We start from the raw sequence: 15,525 nt of genomic DNA on the forward strand, positions 1-15,525 counted from the left end.
GCATGCGTGGCGGGACGCTGCATGGGTATATCGACAGTCGCTTAACGTGCGCCCGGCAGCATCGCTTCCAGCCATCGATGCAGAGCACTCTCTGCGGGCCAATTGCGCAGGAAGCGGGCGCGGTCGCCGCGCCACGAGCGCGTGAAACCGATGATTGTAGCGTGTTGGCGCATCGCATCAAGGTCGATCAGGGCGATCCGATCGCCCTGCCACAGCAGATTGGTCGCCTTGAGATCGCCGTGGCTGATGCGTTCGCGGTAAAGGGTTGCGAACAGCATGCGCAGTGCGGCGGCTTCGGCGGGCGGCGGCTCAGTCGCCGGATCAAGGTGGGTGAGGAGATCGGGCCCGGCGCAGTATTCGGTGACGAGCCACGCGCGCGCGCGCAGGGGGCCCCAGCGTTCCTCGACGAGGGCGAGCGGTTTGGGCGTGGAAATGCCGAAGAGCGCGAGGCGATGCCCTTCGCGCCACGAGTGCCACGCGCGCGTCGGGCGCCATGCGCGCGACATTGCATGACCGAGGTGTTTGAGATTGTAACGTTTGATGACCAGCGCCCGTCCGCCGAGCTCGATGCGTGCGACGGTGCAGGTGTTGCCGCGCTTGAGTGCGGTGCCCTCGGCAATCCAGCGGTCGGGGTCGGCAAGCAGCGGTGCCAGTGCGTCGGCTTCGGCGCGCACGACCGCCTCGAAGCGGTGCAGGCTGCGCTCGACTTTGAACAGCGAGCAGTCACGGCCAGTCTTGTCGAGATAGTCGCGCAGACGCCAGGCGCGTTCGCGACGCAGGGCGCGCGCGAGGGCGGCCTCACCCGGCAGCTGCGCGCTGCCGGCGCGGTAGGCGTCGAGGAGCGGTGCGAGCTGTTCGTCCCACGTACGCGGCAGTTGCGCAATCAGCATCGCGAGATCGCGCGCCGCAGCCTTTTCGCCAAGCGGCGCGGGGGCGCTTGCGACGGCATCGCCATCGATCAGGAAAAGGGACGCGCCGTGCCGCAGGAAATTGCCCAGATGCAGATCGTCGTGGCTGAGCCCGGCGCGGTGCACCTGACCGAGCAGCCGGAATGCGGGCGCGAGCAGGGCGACGGCGGCGACGTTACCCGGCGTGCCCTCGGCGAGCGGTTTCCAGTGATCGAGCAGCGTCGTCGCGCCGTCGAGGAAGTCGGTCAGCAGTGCATGGCCGCAGCCGGGCAGCGGCTGCGCGGCGACCATGGCGGGCGTGGGAATGCCGGCGGCGGCGAGGGCCTCGATGCCGCGGTGTTCGCGTTGCCAGTGGCGCGCGCTGTCCTTGTCGATGAACAGCTTGGCGAGCAGGCGTCGGCCGTCCAGCCAGCTCTCGCCGACGATGCGCTTGCCCGGCAACACGCGCAGCAGGCGCACGACGAGTAGCTCGCGTCCGTCGCCGAGGACGATGCGAAACGGCACGGCGGGGGCCCGTCCTGCCGCGCGAAGCGCCACGGCGTCCGCTCGCGGGGCGTCGGTGGCGACGCGAGGGGCTGCGACCGATGTCATCATCGGCGGGCGGCCTTGTCCATGTGGCGCTGAAGGATTCGGCGCACCAGACGTGCACCGGCCGCATCGACGCGGTCGCGCCCGAGGTAGCGCAGCAGGAAACGCAGGCGCTCCGTTGCACGGGGGCCATGCGTGTGCCGGTTCAGTGCGTCGAGGTCGCGCGCACGGTCGCGTGTGCCGAAGTGCAGCGGGCGGGTCTTTTCCAGGTCGATCAGGCGCGCGGTGGCGGCGTTCGCTTCGAGGCGCACGAACACATGCTTGGGATACAGGCAGTTGTGCAGGTGGCCGGCGCCGTGCAGCGTGCCGACCAGCGTCGCCACGGCGTCGATGATGGCGCGTCGCGTCGCGCGTGGCAGGGCCGGCCAATCGGCGAGCCAGTGGTCGAGGGGGCGATGGTCGTCGAGCGCGCGCGTGAGCAGCATCGCGCAGGCCTTGCCGCCGATGCGTCGTTCACCGAAGAAGACCGCTTCCAGCGCGGGGACGCGGTCGTGCTGGTAGCGCCGGATGTTGCGGAACTCGCGTGTGAAGGTCGCTTCGCCGAACGGCTTGCGCAGGCTGCGGCTGAGGTGGCCGATCTGGCGCTTGAGGTAGAAGGCGTGAACCTGCCCGGCGGCGTCGGTGAGTTCGAGGCGGCTCACGCTGCTCCAGCCGCCGCGCCCGGTATTGGGGATGTCGACGCTGTCGAGTTCGAGCGCCCACAGCGCAGCGAAATTGTCGAGCCGGTGCCAGGCGAACAGCGTACGGGCGGAGTCGGCGAGGAAGTCGTCCATGGCGCGGCTACTCGCGACCTGCAAAAAAATCGGTGATGCGCCGCACGCGGCGTTTGTCGGCGGCGTCGAGGCGGCGCTTACCGGCGTAGTCAAGGTAGAAGCGCAGGCGCTGGGTGCGCGTCAGGTGGTATTTCGCGACCTTGTCGAGGCAGGCGAGATCCTTGACGATGCGGTAGCGGAGCAAGGGGCCCCGCCAGAAGTCGCCGCCGGGGCAGTCGATCAGGTACAGCTGCGGCTCGATGGCGTCGTCGACCAGCAGGTTGCGCCACTTGAGGTCGTTGTGGGTGAAGCGCTGCGCATGCATCCTGCGCGTGACCTGCGCGAGCTGGCGCGAGACGGCCGCGACCCAGCGCCGGTCTGTCAGCCGCGGATCGTGCGTGTTGGCCAGTTGCGCGAGATCGGTGGTGCGTGCCAGCTCCGCGGTGATCAATGCGCCGCGGTGAAAGGCGCCCGCGCGACGTTCCATGCCCCACGCGACGACGGTTGCCGTCGGGATGCCCCAGGCGGCGAAGTGGCGCAGATTTTCCCATTCGGCCTTGACGCGCGGTCGCCCGAGCCAGCGGCGCAGGTGCTTGCCGGCGCCGTGGTAGCGCTTGACGTAGTAGTTGCGTCCCGCGATGTCGACTTTCAGCACCTCGCTCAACGGGTCGCGTGCAACGCGCTGGCCGGCGAGCGCGAAGACCGCGTCGAGCGAGCCGAAATGCTGCCGCAGTTCGGCTTCGCTGCCGCTTGCCCGCAGGTAGTCGGCGTTGAGGGTCCAGGCGCTCATCTTTGCAGCGCCGGGCGATGGGCGAACTTGCGCTCGTAGCGACGTTTCAGGCGTGCCGCTTCGCGTTCGAGATGACGCAGCAGGCGGGCTTCGCGCTGCAGCGTGGCGCGTAGCGGGCCGGGGAAGTAGTCGCGCAGGAAACGCAGCTTGTCGCGCCGGGTCAGGCCGATGTCCAGCGCCGAGAAATACAGCGCGGCGAGATCCTTGTCGCGCCAGCGTCGCGGCGTGCGCGGGCGCAGCTGGGCGCGGTGCAGGTCGATGACCGACAGGCGCAGCGCCTCGGCGCTCGGCGCCGGTTCGAGATCGAGCAGGAAATGGCACAGGTAGAAGTCGCGGTGATTGATGCCGGCTTCGTGCATGCCGCGTGCGATCGATGCGACGCGTGCAATCAGTGCGCGCTTGAGCGCGACCGGTGGCGGCGTGCGCGCCCAGTCGCGCGTATAGGTGTCGAGGTCGGCCGCGGGTTCTAGCGCTTCGGTGATCAGGAAGGACTCGCGCCGCGCCGGGCCGCGCCCACGCTCACCGTAGGCCACCGCCGTCATCGTGCCCAGTCCGCGCGCGTGAAAGGCCTGGATCGCGCGCCACTCGTTGCCGGCGCCGAGCACCGGCAGGCGCAGGCGGACCAGGTTCTTGGCGATCTCGCCCCAGCCGATGCCGCGGTGGAGTTTGGCATAGTAGCCGCGGCCGTTCACTTCGAAGCGGAAGGTGAGGCGCCCGTCGATGTCGCGCACGATTTCGCCGGTCAGCGCGGCGGCGGCCGCGAACGGGTCGCGCCCGGCCCACAGCGTGGCAAAGGGTTCGGCGAGACTTACGATAGTCATTGACGTCCGGCGAGAATCACGTCGGCCGCCCGCTCGGGCAGGCTGTACAGGTCGTGGCTGTCGGCGAAGGCGAGCGCGTTGCGCTGCCAGCGCGCGCGGGCGGTGGCGTCAGCAAGCATCGTGGCGAGCGCCGCGTCGAGTTCGTGCTGCTGGAATGGTTCGCTGACGACCAGCCCGGCAGCGGCCTCGCTGATGTAATGCGCGTAGCCGCAGACGGCGCTGACGAGCGCCGGCAGACCGGCGACCAGCGCTTCGAGCAGCACCGTGCCGGTGTTCTCGTGGCGTGCCGGGTGGGTCAGCAGATCGGCGCCGAGCAGAAAGCGCGGCACATCGCTGCGCCCGCCCGGCAACGATACGCGCTCGGCGAGGCCGAGCGTACGGGCACGCTCCATGAAGGGTTTGGGGTCGTCCGCGCCGAGCGCGATCAGCTGCGTGCGGTGCTTGATTGGCTCGGGCAGCGCCGCCATCGCGAGCAGGGTGCGATCCAGTCCCTTGCGCGGGAAGTCCGAACCGATCTGCACGATCAGCAGGTCGTCGTCGGCAAGGCCGAACTCGCGGCGCAAGTCGGCGCGGATCTCGGCGGCATTCGCCGGTGCGCGGCGGTCGGGGGCAATGCCCGGCGGCAGCGGGTGGAAGCGCCGCTGCGGCGTGCCGTAGTACTTCGCAAACAGCGCCTGCTGCGCCGGCGAGATCGTCAGGATCTCGGTGTGCACCTCGGGGGCGAACACCGCGCGTTCGTACGCGGAAAAATGGCGATAGCGCGGGCTGAGGCGGTACAGCGGTTTGCGCAGCTTGCGCGCCTTGTCCTCGAAGCACGGGTCGGCGGCGTAATACACGTCGAGCCCGGGCATCTTGTTGAAGCCGATCACGCGGTCGGCCGGCTTGCGCTGCAGGTCGGCCCGCACCCAGTCGGTAAATTTCGCATAGCGGCGATGGTTGGCGAAAGCCTTCACCGGCACGCGGATCACGTCGAAGCCGGGCGGGATTTCGCCCTGCCATTCCAGCACGTAGACGCGGATTGCGTGGCCGCGCGCCTGGCAGGTCAGCGCGATGCGCAGGAAGTCGCGCTGCAGTCCGCCGAAGGGAAAATACTTGTACAGGCAGAACGCGAGCTGCATCAGCGGGCCTTGCGATCGAAGACGGGGCGCAGCGCCACGCAGCCGTCCGAGACGGGCGACGTGCCGTTTGCGGTCGGGTCCGTGTCGGGCAGCACGCCGTCGGCAAGCACCGTCTGCAGCGCGTGCCAGATCCTCTCCGGGTTGAGCCGGGTGAAGCACAATGGCTGTTCGGTACTCAGGTCGTAACGCGCGCGTTCATCGCTGGTCGGGGTGTGGGTGCAGCGACGCTGCAGGCACGGGGCGCACGACAGGTTCGATGCGAGATGGAACTGGTTGTGCCCCCAGGCGCCGGTGTAGCCGGGATTGGTCGGACCGAACAGCGACAGCGTGGGGATGTCGAAGGCCGCCGCGAGGTGTCCCAGTCCGGTGTCGACGGCCACGCAGGCGCGCGCACCGGCCAGCTCCGTGGCGATGCCGGCGAGCGTGAGGCGCGGTAGTACCGTGACGTGGGCCATGCCGGCGGCAAGGCGTTCGGCGCGTGCCTGCTCGTCGGCGCTGCCCCACGGCAGGCGGATGGCCCAGCCGGCCGCGCCGGCGAGTTCGATCAATTGGCGCCAGTAGAGCTCCGGCCAGTGCTTGGTGGTCCACGTGGTGCCATGCAGGAACAGCAGATAAGGCGGGGTGTCGGCCGGGGGCGCGTGCAGGCGGCTGCGATCGAGACCGTATTCGCCGGGACCGTCGGGTACCGCATAGCCGAGCGCCTTGGCGAACAGTTCGCGGACGCGCTCGACCGCATGTCGGCCGACCGGCACCGCATGCGCGGTGGTGTAGAAACGGCTGGCAAAAGGTTCGCGCGCCGAGTTGCGGTCCAGCCCATGCACCGGCTTGCTGGCGAAGCGCGTCAGCAATGCGCTCTTGATCAGTCCCTGCGCGTCGATCGTCGCGTCGTAGCGGATCTGCTTGACGCGACGGGTGAAGCGACGCCATTCACCGCTGCGTAGCGCTGCAAGCGGCGCCTTGCGCCAGCGGCGCACCGCGACGGGAATGACACGGTCGACGGCGGGGTGCCAGGACGGAATCTCGGCAAAAGCTTCCTCCACCACCCAGTCGAAACGGATGCCGGGGATGGCGCGCGCGGCGTCGGTGAGTGCCGGCAGGGTGTGGATCACATCGCCGAGCGACGATGTCTTGACGACCAGCACGCGCATTCAGGCCGCCTCGCCGGCGTTCTGCCGGGCGCCGACGCCCAGCGAAACAAGCGCGTCGAGCACGCTTGCAGGGGTGATCTCATGCAGGCAGCGGGTATGTCCGAGCGGGCACACGCGTGCGAAGCACGGCGAGCATTCGAGGCGCAGGTAACGCACGGCGACGCGCTCGGACAGTGGTGGCGTGTGGTCCGGCGTCGAGGAGCCGTACACCGCGACCAGCGGCCGGTCGAGCGCGGCCGCGACATGCATCAGGCCCGAGTCGTTGGTGACCGCCGCGGCGCTCATCGCCAGCAGGTCGACGGCGTCGCCGAGCTGGGTGCGCCCGCACAGATTATGGACACCGTCCCCGGCCGCGGCGACGATCTCCTCGCCGGCCGGGGCGTCCTTGGTCGAGCCCAGCACCCACACGTCGAAACCGTGGGCGACCAGCTCGCGCGCGAGGGCGGCGAAATGCGGCAGCGGCCATTGTTTGGCGGGGCCGTACTCGGCGCCCGGCATGAAGGCGACCGCGGGACGCCCGGCATCCAGACCATGGTCCGCGCGCAGTCGTGCCTGGTTGGCGGGATTCGCCACCAGGCGCGGGCGTGGCAGGGGCTTTGGCAAGGGCTTGCCGGCGGGAAGGCCGAGCGCGACGAAGCGTTGCACCGTCATCGGCAGCGCGGCCTTGTCGAGCCGGCGCATGTCGTTGACCAGACCGAAGCGCATCTCGCCGCGAAACGCGGTGCGCTGCGGAATGCCGGCGAAAAACGGGGCGAAGGCGGATTTCAGCGAACCGGGCAGGACGATCGCCTGGTCGTAGCGCGTCTTCGCCAGCGCGCGCCCGAGCCGCCAGCGTATCCCCAAGCCGAACTGGCCGTGGCCCAGCGGCATCGCGATGCCGCGACGCACTTCCGGCATGCGCTCGAGGATCGCCAGCGACCAGCCCGGCGCCAGCACGTCGATCTCGCACGGACCGGCGGCCTTCAGGGTCATGAAGAGGCTTTGCGCCATCACCATGTCCCCGACCCACGACGGGCCGACCACCAGAATCTGCCGTGTTGCGCCCATCAGCCGCGCTGCGCCAGCCATTCCATGTAGCGCATCACGCCGACTTCGACCGGCATGAAGGGCTTGTCGTAGCCGGCGGCGCGCAGTGCGCCCATGTCGGCTTCGGTGAAACTCTGGTAGCGGCCCTTCAGATGCTCGGGGAAGGCGATGTAGTCGATGCCGCCGCCCTTGTGCCAGTTGATCGCGGCGCGGGCGACCTCGTTGAAGCTCTGTGCCTTGCCGGTGCCGACGTTGAAGATGCCGCTGACCTGCGGGTTGTCGAGCAGCCACAGATTCACCGCGACAACGTCGTCGACGTGGATGAAGTCGCGTTGCTGGTCGCCCGGGCCGTAGCCGTCGCAACCTTCGAACAGGCGCAGGCGGCCGCTGTCATTGAGCTGGGTGTTGAAGTGGTAGGCGACGCTCGCCATGCTGCCCTTGTGCTGTTCGCGCGGGCCATACACGTTGAAGTAGCGCAGGCCGACGACCTGGCTCGAGATGCCGGGCAGCATCGGGCGCAGGTGGCAGTCGAAGAGGAACTTCGAGTACGCGTACATGTTGAGCGGACGCTCGAACTCGCGCGCTTCGCGGAAGGTCGGGCCCATGCCATAGACGGACGCCGACGACGCGTACAGCAGGGGCGTCTTGCGCGCGACGCACCAGGCGAGCAGCGCCTTGGTGTATTCGTAATTCACCGCCATCACGAAGCGGCCGTCCCATTCGGTGGTCGAGGAGCACGCGCCCTGGTGGAATACCGCCTCGACCGGGCCGAAGTCCTCGCCCGCCTGGATGCGCCGCAGGAAATCGTCCTTGTCGGCGTAGTCGCGGATGTGCGCGTCGGCGAGGTTCAGGCACTTGCGCCCGTCGGTGAGGTCGTCCACCACCAGGATGTCGGTGATGCCGCGGGCGTTGAGCCCCTGCACGATGTTGCTGCCGATGAAGCCGGCCCCGCCGGTGACGATATACATGATGACTCCTTGATCAGTGGGTCGCGCCGAGTGCGTCGCTCAATTCGTCGCGGCTGACGGTGGCGGTGCCGAGCTTGCCGACGACGACGCCCGCCGCGGCATTCGCGATGGCCGTGGCGTCGGGCAGCGACAGACCACAGGCGAGCCCCGCGCCCAGTACCGCAACGACCGTATCGCCGGCGCCGGTGACGTCGAACACGTCGCGCGCGCGCGTCGGCAGGTCGAGCGCCGGCTGGCCTTTCTGCAGCAGCGTCATGCCGCGCTCGCTGCGCGTGACCAGCAGCGCTTCGAGGTCGAGCGCCTCGCGCAGCGCTTCGCCGCGTTGGCGCAGCGTGGCGTCGTCGGCGCAATGTCCGACGACCGCCTCGAATTCCGTCAGGTTCGGCGTGATGACGGTGGCGCCGCAGTAGCGGCCGAAATCCGTACCCTTGGGGTCGACCACCACCGGCACCTTGTGTTCGCGCGCGACGCGGATCAGGCTGCCGACCTGCGCCAGCGTGCCCTTGCCGTAATCGGACAGCACCACGGCGCCGCTGGCGCCCACTGCCGCTTCGAAAGCCTGCTCGATGCCGGCACTTTCCAGCACTGCGAAGTTGTCCTCGAAGTCGAGGCGGATCAGTTGCTGGTGGCGGCTGATGATGCGCAGCTTGGTAATCGTCGGGTGTTGCGGTGCTTCCAGCAGGCGGCAGGTGACGCCGCCCGATTCCAGTCGCTCGCGCAGCAGGCGGGCGGCCTCGTCACGCCCGACCAGGCCCACCAGCTCCGCGCCGGCACCGAGCGAAGCCGCGTTCAGCGCGACGTTGCCGGCCCCGCCGGCGCGGAATTCGTCGCCTTCGACTTTCACGATCGGCACCGGCGCTTCGGGCGAAATGCGCGTCGTCGAGCCGTGCCAGTAGCGGTCGAGCATCACGTCGCCGACGACGAGGACGCGACCGGCAGAAAAATCGGGCAAGGGGAGCAGCATGGGGGCAGAGGTGGGCAGCGCGTTGAAAAGTCCGCAATTATCCCATGAACCGGCGGCGTGCGATGTTTCAGCGGTTGAACCACTTCAGCACGACGCCCCAGTCCTCGATGTCGAGTCGGCTGACGTGGCCGCACGCGAAGTCGAGGCCGAGCCAGCGTTCAGGCGGCAAGCCGAGCAGATGCCCGGTGATCGCGCGTAGCGGTCCGCCATGGGCGACCACCACCACCGGTTCGGCGGGCGGGTTCGCGACGATGCCGTCGAGCCACTGCAACACCCGCGCCGCCATCTCCCGTGCCGACTCGCCGCCCGGCGCACGAAATCCCATCGGGTCGTTCGCCCAGGCGTCGATCGCAGTGCCGATCACCGCGTAGGGCACCAGTTCCCAGTCGCCGAAGTGCATTTCCTTGAGCCGCTCGTCGAAGGCCGGGGTGCCCAGTTCGGCGGCGAGCAGGCGCGCGCGCGCGAGCGGGCTGGCGTACAGCGCGTACTGCGCGGGCAGCAGCGGACGCAGGCGGTCGGCGATCGCGTCGGCCGCTTCGGCGAGGCCGACGTCCGCCTGTCCGTAACACACCCCGGCCGGCACGGCCGGCCGGGGGTGGCGAATCAGATGAAGTTCCATGCGGCAAGGATCCCGAGGTATACAGCGAGTTCCGTCGCCTGCTGCACGGCGCCGAGGCAGTCGCCGGTGTAGCCCCCGAGCCGGCGCACAAAGTAGCGTGCGGCCCACAGCGTCACCGCGACCGCCGTAGCGAGTGCCGCGACGGCCTCGAGCGGCGCTAGCAGGACCAGCGGCAGGGCGCCGAAGCCACTCGCGATCGAGAGTTCGGAAACCGACAACCGGCGCGCGAGAGGTTTGGCCTTTGCGCTTTCGTCCTCGCGCACGTATTCCAGCGTGTGAATCAGGCTCGTCGAGGCGAGCCGCGACAACGGGTGCGCCACCAGCAAGGCCACGGCGACGGCGCGATGGCCGCCGCCGGCCAGTTCGACCAGTGCCGCGGCCTTGGCCAGCAGCATCAGCGTCAGGCCGACCGTGCCATAGCTGCCGATGCGCGAATCCTTCATGATCATCAGCACCTGCAGCTTGTCCCAGCCGCCACCCAGGCCGTCGCAGGCGTCGGCCCAGCCGTCCTCGTGGAACGCGCCAGTGGCACGGATCGTCACCGCCATCGACAGCAACACCGCGAGTGTCGGCGGGAGGATCTGCGCAAACGCCACGTAGCTCGCCGCGCCGATGCCGCCGACGATCCAGCCCACCAACGGGAAATAGCGCGCCGCGTGATTGAGCCGCTCCGGCGACCACGGCACCCAGGCGGGCACCGGCAGGCGCGTGAAGAAGCCGAGCGCGGTGAAGAAAAGTTCGAGCTGGTAGCGCATCACGCGCCTTGGTCGCTGACTCCGGCCGAGTCGAAGCTCGCCATCTCGTTAAGGAAATTCACCGCCGCCTGCAGTAGCGGGAACGCGAGCGCGGCGCCGGTGCCTTCGCCCAGGCGCAGGTCGAGTTCCATCAGCGGTCCGACGCCGAAGTGCTTGAGCTGGGCGGTGTGGCCGGGCTCCTTGGAACGGTGGGCAAATACGCAGTAAGGCAGGATCTGCGGTGCGATCGCGTGGGCGACCAGCAGTGCCGAGGTGACGATGAAGCCGTCGATCAGCAGGGTCATGCGCTTTTCGGCGGCACCGAGCATCGCGCCCGCCATCATCGCGATCTCGAAGCCGCCGTATTCGGCTAGCGCGCTCAGCGGGTCGGTCGGGCGGCCGCCGCGGGTCAGTGCCTGGCCGAGTAGTTCGCGTTTGCGCACGAGGCCGGCATCGTCGAGTCCGGTACCCCGGCCGGTAATGGTGGCGAGGTCGGCGCCGCGTTCGCTGCCGACGAGACAGTGGGTCAGCAGCGACGCGGCAGCAGTGTTGCCGATGCCCATTTCGCCGAAGCCCACGACGTTGCAGCCGTTGGCGGCGAGGGCGTAGGCGAGTTCGCGACCGCGTGCGAGCGCCGCGTCGCGTTGCCCGGCGCTCATCGCCGGTTCTTCAAGGTAGTTCGCGGTGCCGTTGCCGACCTTCGCGCCGATCAGCCCGTCGCGCCGGCCGAATTCATGGTTCACGCCACTGTCGATGACCGTCAGCCCGAGACCCATCTGCCGGCAGAACACATTGATCGCGGCCCCTCCGGCGAGGAAGTTCTCGACCATCTGCCACGTCACGTCCTGCGGGAACGCCGAGATGCCGGCGCGCGCGGCGCCGTGGTCGCCGGCGAACACCATGATGTGCGGCTGGCGGAGTTCCGGCGTCAGCGTCTGCTGGATGAGGCCCAGCTGCAGGGCCAGGGGTTCGAGTCGACCAAGTGCGCCAAGCGGCTTGGTCTTGCGGTCGATGCGCTGCTGCAGGTCGGCGGCAAGGCTGCGGTCAGGGGTGTGGATCTCGACGTTCATGGGCGAAGGGTGACAATGTCCTGAAAGGGCTGCGATGGTAGCACGCACCCCGCCTTCGCCGGATACGGGCCCGGTGGGGCGTTTCAGGCCGCCACGAAGCCGCTGCCGCCGCCCTGAGAGCGATTCAGTCGCTTGATTTCCTTGTTGCGGCGCATCAGTTTGCCTGCCTGCTTGAGCAGGGCCGTGGCGTTGGTGCCGCGCTCGGTGGAGATCGCGCTCCCAAGCGACGCGTCGAGCATGATGGTGTGCTCGCGAATGTGGAAGGGTTGGGCAAACTCGGCGGCAACCGCGTTTGCGACGCGTTGCAGGTCGTTCGCGTCATACACTTCTTCCAGCACGATGGCGAAGCAATCGTTATCCGGGCGCGCCACCGTGTCCTGTTCGCGCACGATCTTGCGCAGTCGCACGACGACGGCCCTGAGAATCTCGTCGCCGACATCGTCCCCGTAGGTGTCGTTGATCGGTTTGAAGTCGTCGAGCGCCAGCATAATCACCGCTGTCCGGCAATTGTGGCGCTTGGAGCGGATGATGCCCTGTTCGATGCGGTCGCCGAGCAGGAGCTGGTTGGCCGCCCCGGTCAGGGGGTCGTGGTGCGACAGCTGCTGGAAGCGCTGTTCGCATTCCTGCAGACGCTGCGTCAGGGCTTCCAGTTCGAGATTGCGCCGGGCCATGCCTTGGGTCAGGAATTGTTCCGACGCCTGCAATGCTTCGATGGTGTGCTCGCTGTTGGCGAGTTCTTCGGCAAGGTTGGCGACGCGTTCGCGCAGCCTTGCGCCGGTGCGCTCGCTCAGCGCGAAGGACAGTATCAGGATGCCGAGTGCCGAGGCGGCTTCCATGGCGTGAAGGGCGAGTCCGCCATGTGCGAACCAGCCGATGCGCGCGGCGCTGAATAGCGTGGCGCCGACAAGCAGCGTCGTCCATCCCGCGAAATAGAGTGTTGCGCCAGGTGCGCGCAACTGCCGGCAGCGCAGGCCACACACCATGGCAAGCAGTGCGAACAGGGGGGCGATCAGCGCGAGATGGGGATTGCTGAATCGTCCGGGGACGATGAACGCCGCAATCAGCGCCGCACCGAACAGGCTTGCCGCTAGCTTGAGCATGGCGTCCAGCCCTGGTGCTCGTGCGCGCGTGTCGAGGAAGCTGCGTGCAAACAGCGCAGCGCATAGACCGGCAAGCGTGAATCCGGCCGGTTGTGCGGCATGCACCCAGATGCTGTTTTCGGCCCACAGGAGTTGCGTGCCCAGACCACTGAGCGCAATTTGTCCGAGTGCCAGTCCGAACGTGAATAGCACGAACTCGAGATGGCTGCGTTCGCGAACGGTGAAATACAGCAACAGGTTGTACACCAGCATCGCCGCCAGGGCGCCCACGTGGAAGGTCGTGGCCAGCTGGATGGGCTCCAGTTGGACGGATGTCTGGATCTCACCGACGCGGTTGGCAATTGCGACGCCTGGCGTCGCCAGCAGCGCCAAGGCTGCCGGCAGCAACTGAAGACGTCGCGCGGCGGCCGGCGCTGAATGAAGCGTCCGGACTCCGCTCGATAATCGCCATCCCCCAATCATTCTTTTTCCCACCATCGATCGCGGCCCAAGGGGCGATTGTATGGGCTAACGTCAAGACTGCGGTGCAAAAAAGCGTTCCAGCGTGGTGGCAATCGCCCCGCAGTTCGGCGAATCCGGAGGGCGTTATCCGGACGCCGGTTCAGCCCTGAGCCGGTGCAGGTTAGCGCTCGCGTGCAGCGTCGTGGAATGCCCCGCGAACGGGCGATGCCAGGTATTCGAGGACGCTGCGCTCGGCAATGCGGATCTCGGCGGTGACCTGCATGCCGACGCCCAGCGGATACACTTTTCCGTCGACATTCAACATCGTCGCGGCGGGTTCAACGAGGGTGCGATACAGCGGAGCGCCGCGTGCCCCGGCGGCGGCCCCCGGCACCTTGGCGGGATCCGTTGCGTCCGGACTCACGTGGCGGACGGTGCCCGCAGCCATGCCGTACTTCTGGAACGGAAATGCAGCGAGCTTGATCTGCACGTCCTGCCCCTGCCGGACAAAACCGATATCCTCGTTGTCCAGCCAGACCTCGGCGACCAGCGGCTCGCCTTCGGGCACGACGGTCAGGAGCACGGTACCCGGGGAAACCACCGTTCCCGCCGTGTGGGTGGCGAGATCCTTGACGATCCCCGCACTGGGTGCCCGCAGTTCCAACAGATTGCCACGGTGCGAAAGTTTGCGGACTTCCTGTTCGAGCTTCTGATGGGTGGCAAGGGTTTCACTGCGTTCGCGCAGCAACTGCTGGCGGTACTGCGAGTCGATCTCGCGCAGGCGCCGTTCCGATTGGGTGATCTCGGCACGAAGGGATGCGAGCGTGTGTTCCTGGGCACGCAGATCCTGTTCGCGCTCGATCCGCAGTCGCTGACGATCGAGGGCCACCAGGTTGCCGGCAAAACCGTCCTTGGCCAGGCGGTTGAAGGCCTCCTCGCTGGCCTTGTAACTCGGCAAGGTGGCGTCGAGTTTTTCCCTGACGGCCTCGGCGGCCGCGAGATTCTGACGTGCGCGCTCAAGAGAGGCTTGCTCCTGCGCCAGCGTATCGTGGAAGGCTTGCCGATTGGCCTGCAACTGGCGCCGGAACTCTTCGGCCAGTTCGGGCGGATCGTCCGCAGTGGTTTTCAACGGTGCGCCTGCCAGTTCGGCCTCAATCCGGCGGAGCTGCAATGCGCGGTGGCGAAATTCGGCACCGACCGATTGCTGGTCGGCAGCGTTCAGCAGCGGATCCATGCGCATCAACACCTGTCCGGTCTCGACCCGGTCGCCCTCGCGCACGAGAAGTTCGGTAACGATGCCCGATTCCGGCGGCTGCACGACCTTGAGTTGCCCCAGCGGGATGAGCCGCCCATTGGCGACCGCGACCACGTCCAGGCGCCCCAGCCATGCCCACAGGATCAGGGCGCCCAGTAGCGCGGCGAGAACGACGATCACGGCCCGCGGCAGCGGCGACGGCGCGGTATTCATGCGATGAAGGCCGGGAGCAAATTCGCCGGCCTCCGCCTTGAGACTGCTGATGCGACTGAAAAATGACATGTAGTACCCGATCAATCAGTAAGGCGGGTACCGCGCGTATCGGCGGTACCCGCAAGTGACTTAGCTCAGTGTGGCAAAGCCCTCCTGCAGCTGCGCCGGCGCCAGCAGTGTCTGAGCCGAGGTGCCGAACTGCGCATCACCCAGAATGCCCTGCGCGGCGCTGATCCCGATGCCGGCCAGACTGCCGTTCTTGCCATACTGATAGGCCAGATCGCCACCGAGGGCGGCCGTATCACTGCCGGCAACATGGAACTCCAGCAGCGAGGACGACAGGCTCCAGCTCGTGAGCGCCGGATTGGCCGCCATGGCCTGGTCGAAGCGGTTGACGAGGCCGGTGAAGTCGAACTGCTGCACCTTCTGGTTCAACAACGGATCGCTGGACGTGGCGTCGAACGCAGTCATGGCTTCGGCAACCAGCTGCAGGTTGGCTACACCGTGGTAACTGGTGGACGAGTACCAGTTCTGCAAGGTGATGCTGTCTCCTGCGCCCGTGTCGAGCACGAGATCCTGCCCGGACCGGCGCAGTGCAAGGTCTGCATAGCCGATGCCTCCGCCCAGCGAGAGCGTGTCCTCGGCAACGCCCCAGGTGGCCGATACCACGTCCGCACCGCCGCCACGGTTGAAGGCGATGATGTCCGCACCGCTGTCGGAATTCAGCGTGTCGTTACCCGCGCCGCCGAAGAGCAGGTCACGACCGCCGCCGCCATACTGGTAGTCGTTGCCGTTGCCGCCGTTGAGGACATCGTTGCCGCTGTCGCCCTGGAGGTAATCGTTGTCGAGCCCCCCTTCGAGCGCATCGTTGCCGTTGCTGCCGTAGAGGCTGTCGGTGCCGGCTTCGCCGCGCAGCACGTCATTGCCGTCGAGGCCGTAGAGGTAGTCGTTGCCGGCACGGGCCTCGATGACCTCGTCGCCGCCGTTGCGTCCGCTGATGCTCTCGCTGT

At 67.9% G+C, this 15,525-nt stretch carries 15 protein-coding genes; all 15 read right to left on the reverse strand.

The features are described from left to right. Nucleotides 1–41 precede the first annotated feature (41 nt). Nucleotides 42–1,502 carry a lipopolysaccharide kinase InaA family protein gene (locus GPA25_RS20825; RefSeq protein WP_246265974.1) on the reverse strand — a complete coding sequence of 487 codons (1,461 nt, stop codon included), beginning with the start codon at nucleotides 1,500–1,502 and terminating at the stop codon, nucleotides 42–44. Then, entirely contained in the window at nucleotides 1,499–2,269 is a 771-nt protein-coding gene (locus tag GPA25_RS20830) for a lipopolysaccharide kinase InaA family protein (RefSeq protein ID WP_169262329.1), read from the reverse strand. Before GPA25_RS20830 ends, GPA25_RS20825 begins: the two co-directional genes overlap by 4 nt. A gap of 7 nt (nucleotides 2,270–2,276) precedes the next feature. Further along, nucleotides 2,277–3,038: a lipopolysaccharide kinase InaA family protein gene (locus tag GPA25_RS20835; RefSeq protein WP_169262330.1), complete on the reverse strand. Its 762-nt coding sequence runs from the start codon at nucleotides 3,036–3,038 to the stop codon at nucleotides 2,277–2,279. Then, complete coding sequence (gene rfaP, locus GPA25_RS20840; RefSeq protein ID WP_169262331.1) at nucleotides 3,035–3,859, reverse strand: lipopolysaccharide core heptose(I) kinase RfaP; 825 nt, start codon at nucleotides 3,857–3,859, stop codon at nucleotides 3,035–3,037. The genes GPA25_RS20835 and rfaP overlap by 4 nt, the downstream gene beginning before the upstream one ends. Beyond that, the gene (locus tag GPA25_RS20845) at nucleotides 3,856–4,977 is read right to left on the reverse strand and encodes a glycosyltransferase family 4 protein (protein ID WP_169262332.1); all 1,122 of its coding nucleotides are present in this window, start codon (nucleotides 4,975–4,977) and stop codon (nucleotides 3,856–3,858) included. The genes rfaP and GPA25_RS20845 overlap by 4 nt, the downstream gene beginning before the upstream one ends. Beyond that, the gene (gene waaC, locus GPA25_RS20850; protein WP_169262333.1) at nucleotides 4,977–6,125 is read right to left on the reverse strand and encodes a lipopolysaccharide heptosyltransferase I; all 1,149 of its coding nucleotides are present in this window, start codon (nucleotides 6,123–6,125) and stop codon (nucleotides 4,977–4,979) included. The genes GPA25_RS20845 and waaC overlap by 1 nt, the downstream gene beginning before the upstream one ends. Continuing rightward, entirely contained in the window at nucleotides 6,126–7,172 is a 1,047-nt protein-coding gene (gene waaF, locus GPA25_RS20855; protein WP_169262334.1) for a lipopolysaccharide heptosyltransferase II, read from the reverse strand. Continuing rightward, nucleotides 7,172–8,119 (reverse strand): ADP-glyceromanno-heptose 6-epimerase, encoded by a 948-nt coding sequence (gene rfaD / locus GPA25_RS20860; RefSeq protein ID WP_169262335.1) that lies wholly within the window; start codon nucleotides 8,117–8,119, stop codon nucleotides 7,172–7,174. The genes waaF and rfaD overlap by 1 nt, the downstream gene beginning before the upstream one ends. A 13-nt stretch (nucleotides 8,120–8,132) precedes the next feature. Continuing rightward, nucleotides 8,133–9,083 (reverse strand): D-glycero-beta-D-manno-heptose-7-phosphate kinase, encoded by a 951-nt coding sequence (gene rfaE1, locus GPA25_RS20865; RefSeq protein ID WP_169262336.1) that lies wholly within the window; start codon nucleotides 9,081–9,083, stop codon nucleotides 8,133–8,135. Nucleotides 9,084–9,150: 67 nt separating this feature from the next. Further along, entirely contained in the window at nucleotides 9,151–9,702 is a 552-nt protein-coding gene (gene cobC / locus GPA25_RS20870) for an alpha-ribazole phosphatase family protein (protein ID WP_169262337.1), read from the reverse strand. Continuing rightward, on the reverse strand, nucleotides 9,687–10,457 hold the full coding sequence (locus tag GPA25_RS20875; RefSeq protein WP_169262343.1) for an adenosylcobinamide-GDP ribazoletransferase: 771 nt from the start codon (nucleotides 10,455–10,457) through the stop codon (nucleotides 9,687–9,689). Before GPA25_RS20875 ends, cobC begins: the two co-directional genes overlap by 16 nt. Further along, the gene (gene cobT / locus GPA25_RS20880; RefSeq protein ID WP_169262338.1) at nucleotides 10,457–11,506 is read right to left on the reverse strand and encodes a nicotinate-nucleotide--dimethylbenzimidazole phosphoribosyltransferase; all 1,050 of its coding nucleotides are present in this window, start codon (nucleotides 11,504–11,506) and stop codon (nucleotides 10,457–10,459) included. Before cobT ends, GPA25_RS20875 begins: the two co-directional genes overlap by 1 nt. A gap of 83 nt (nucleotides 11,507–11,589) precedes the next feature. Further along, the gene (locus GPA25_RS20885) at nucleotides 11,590–12,993 is read right to left on the reverse strand and encodes a diguanylate cyclase (protein WP_169262339.1); all 1,404 of its coding nucleotides are present in this window, start codon (nucleotides 12,991–12,993) and stop codon (nucleotides 11,590–11,592) included. Between the two features lie 235 nt (nucleotides 12,994–13,228). Further along, complete coding sequence (locus GPA25_RS20890) at nucleotides 13,229–14,584, reverse strand: HlyD family type I secretion periplasmic adaptor subunit (RefSeq protein ID WP_169262340.1); 1,356 nt, start codon at nucleotides 14,582–14,584, stop codon at nucleotides 13,229–13,231. A 60-nt stretch (nucleotides 14,585–14,644) separates the two neighbouring features. Then, nucleotides 14,645–15,525, reverse strand: an 881-nt coding sequence (locus tag GPA25_RS20895) for a calcium-binding protein (protein ID WP_281357748.1), incomplete at its 5' end; no start/stop codon positions are given.

The organism is Aromatoleum diolicum (genome assembly GCF_012910955.1).
In the GTDB taxonomy this organism is placed as follows: Bacteria; Pseudomonadota; Gammaproteobacteria; order Burkholderiales; family Rhodocyclaceae; genus Aromatoleum; species Aromatoleum diolicum.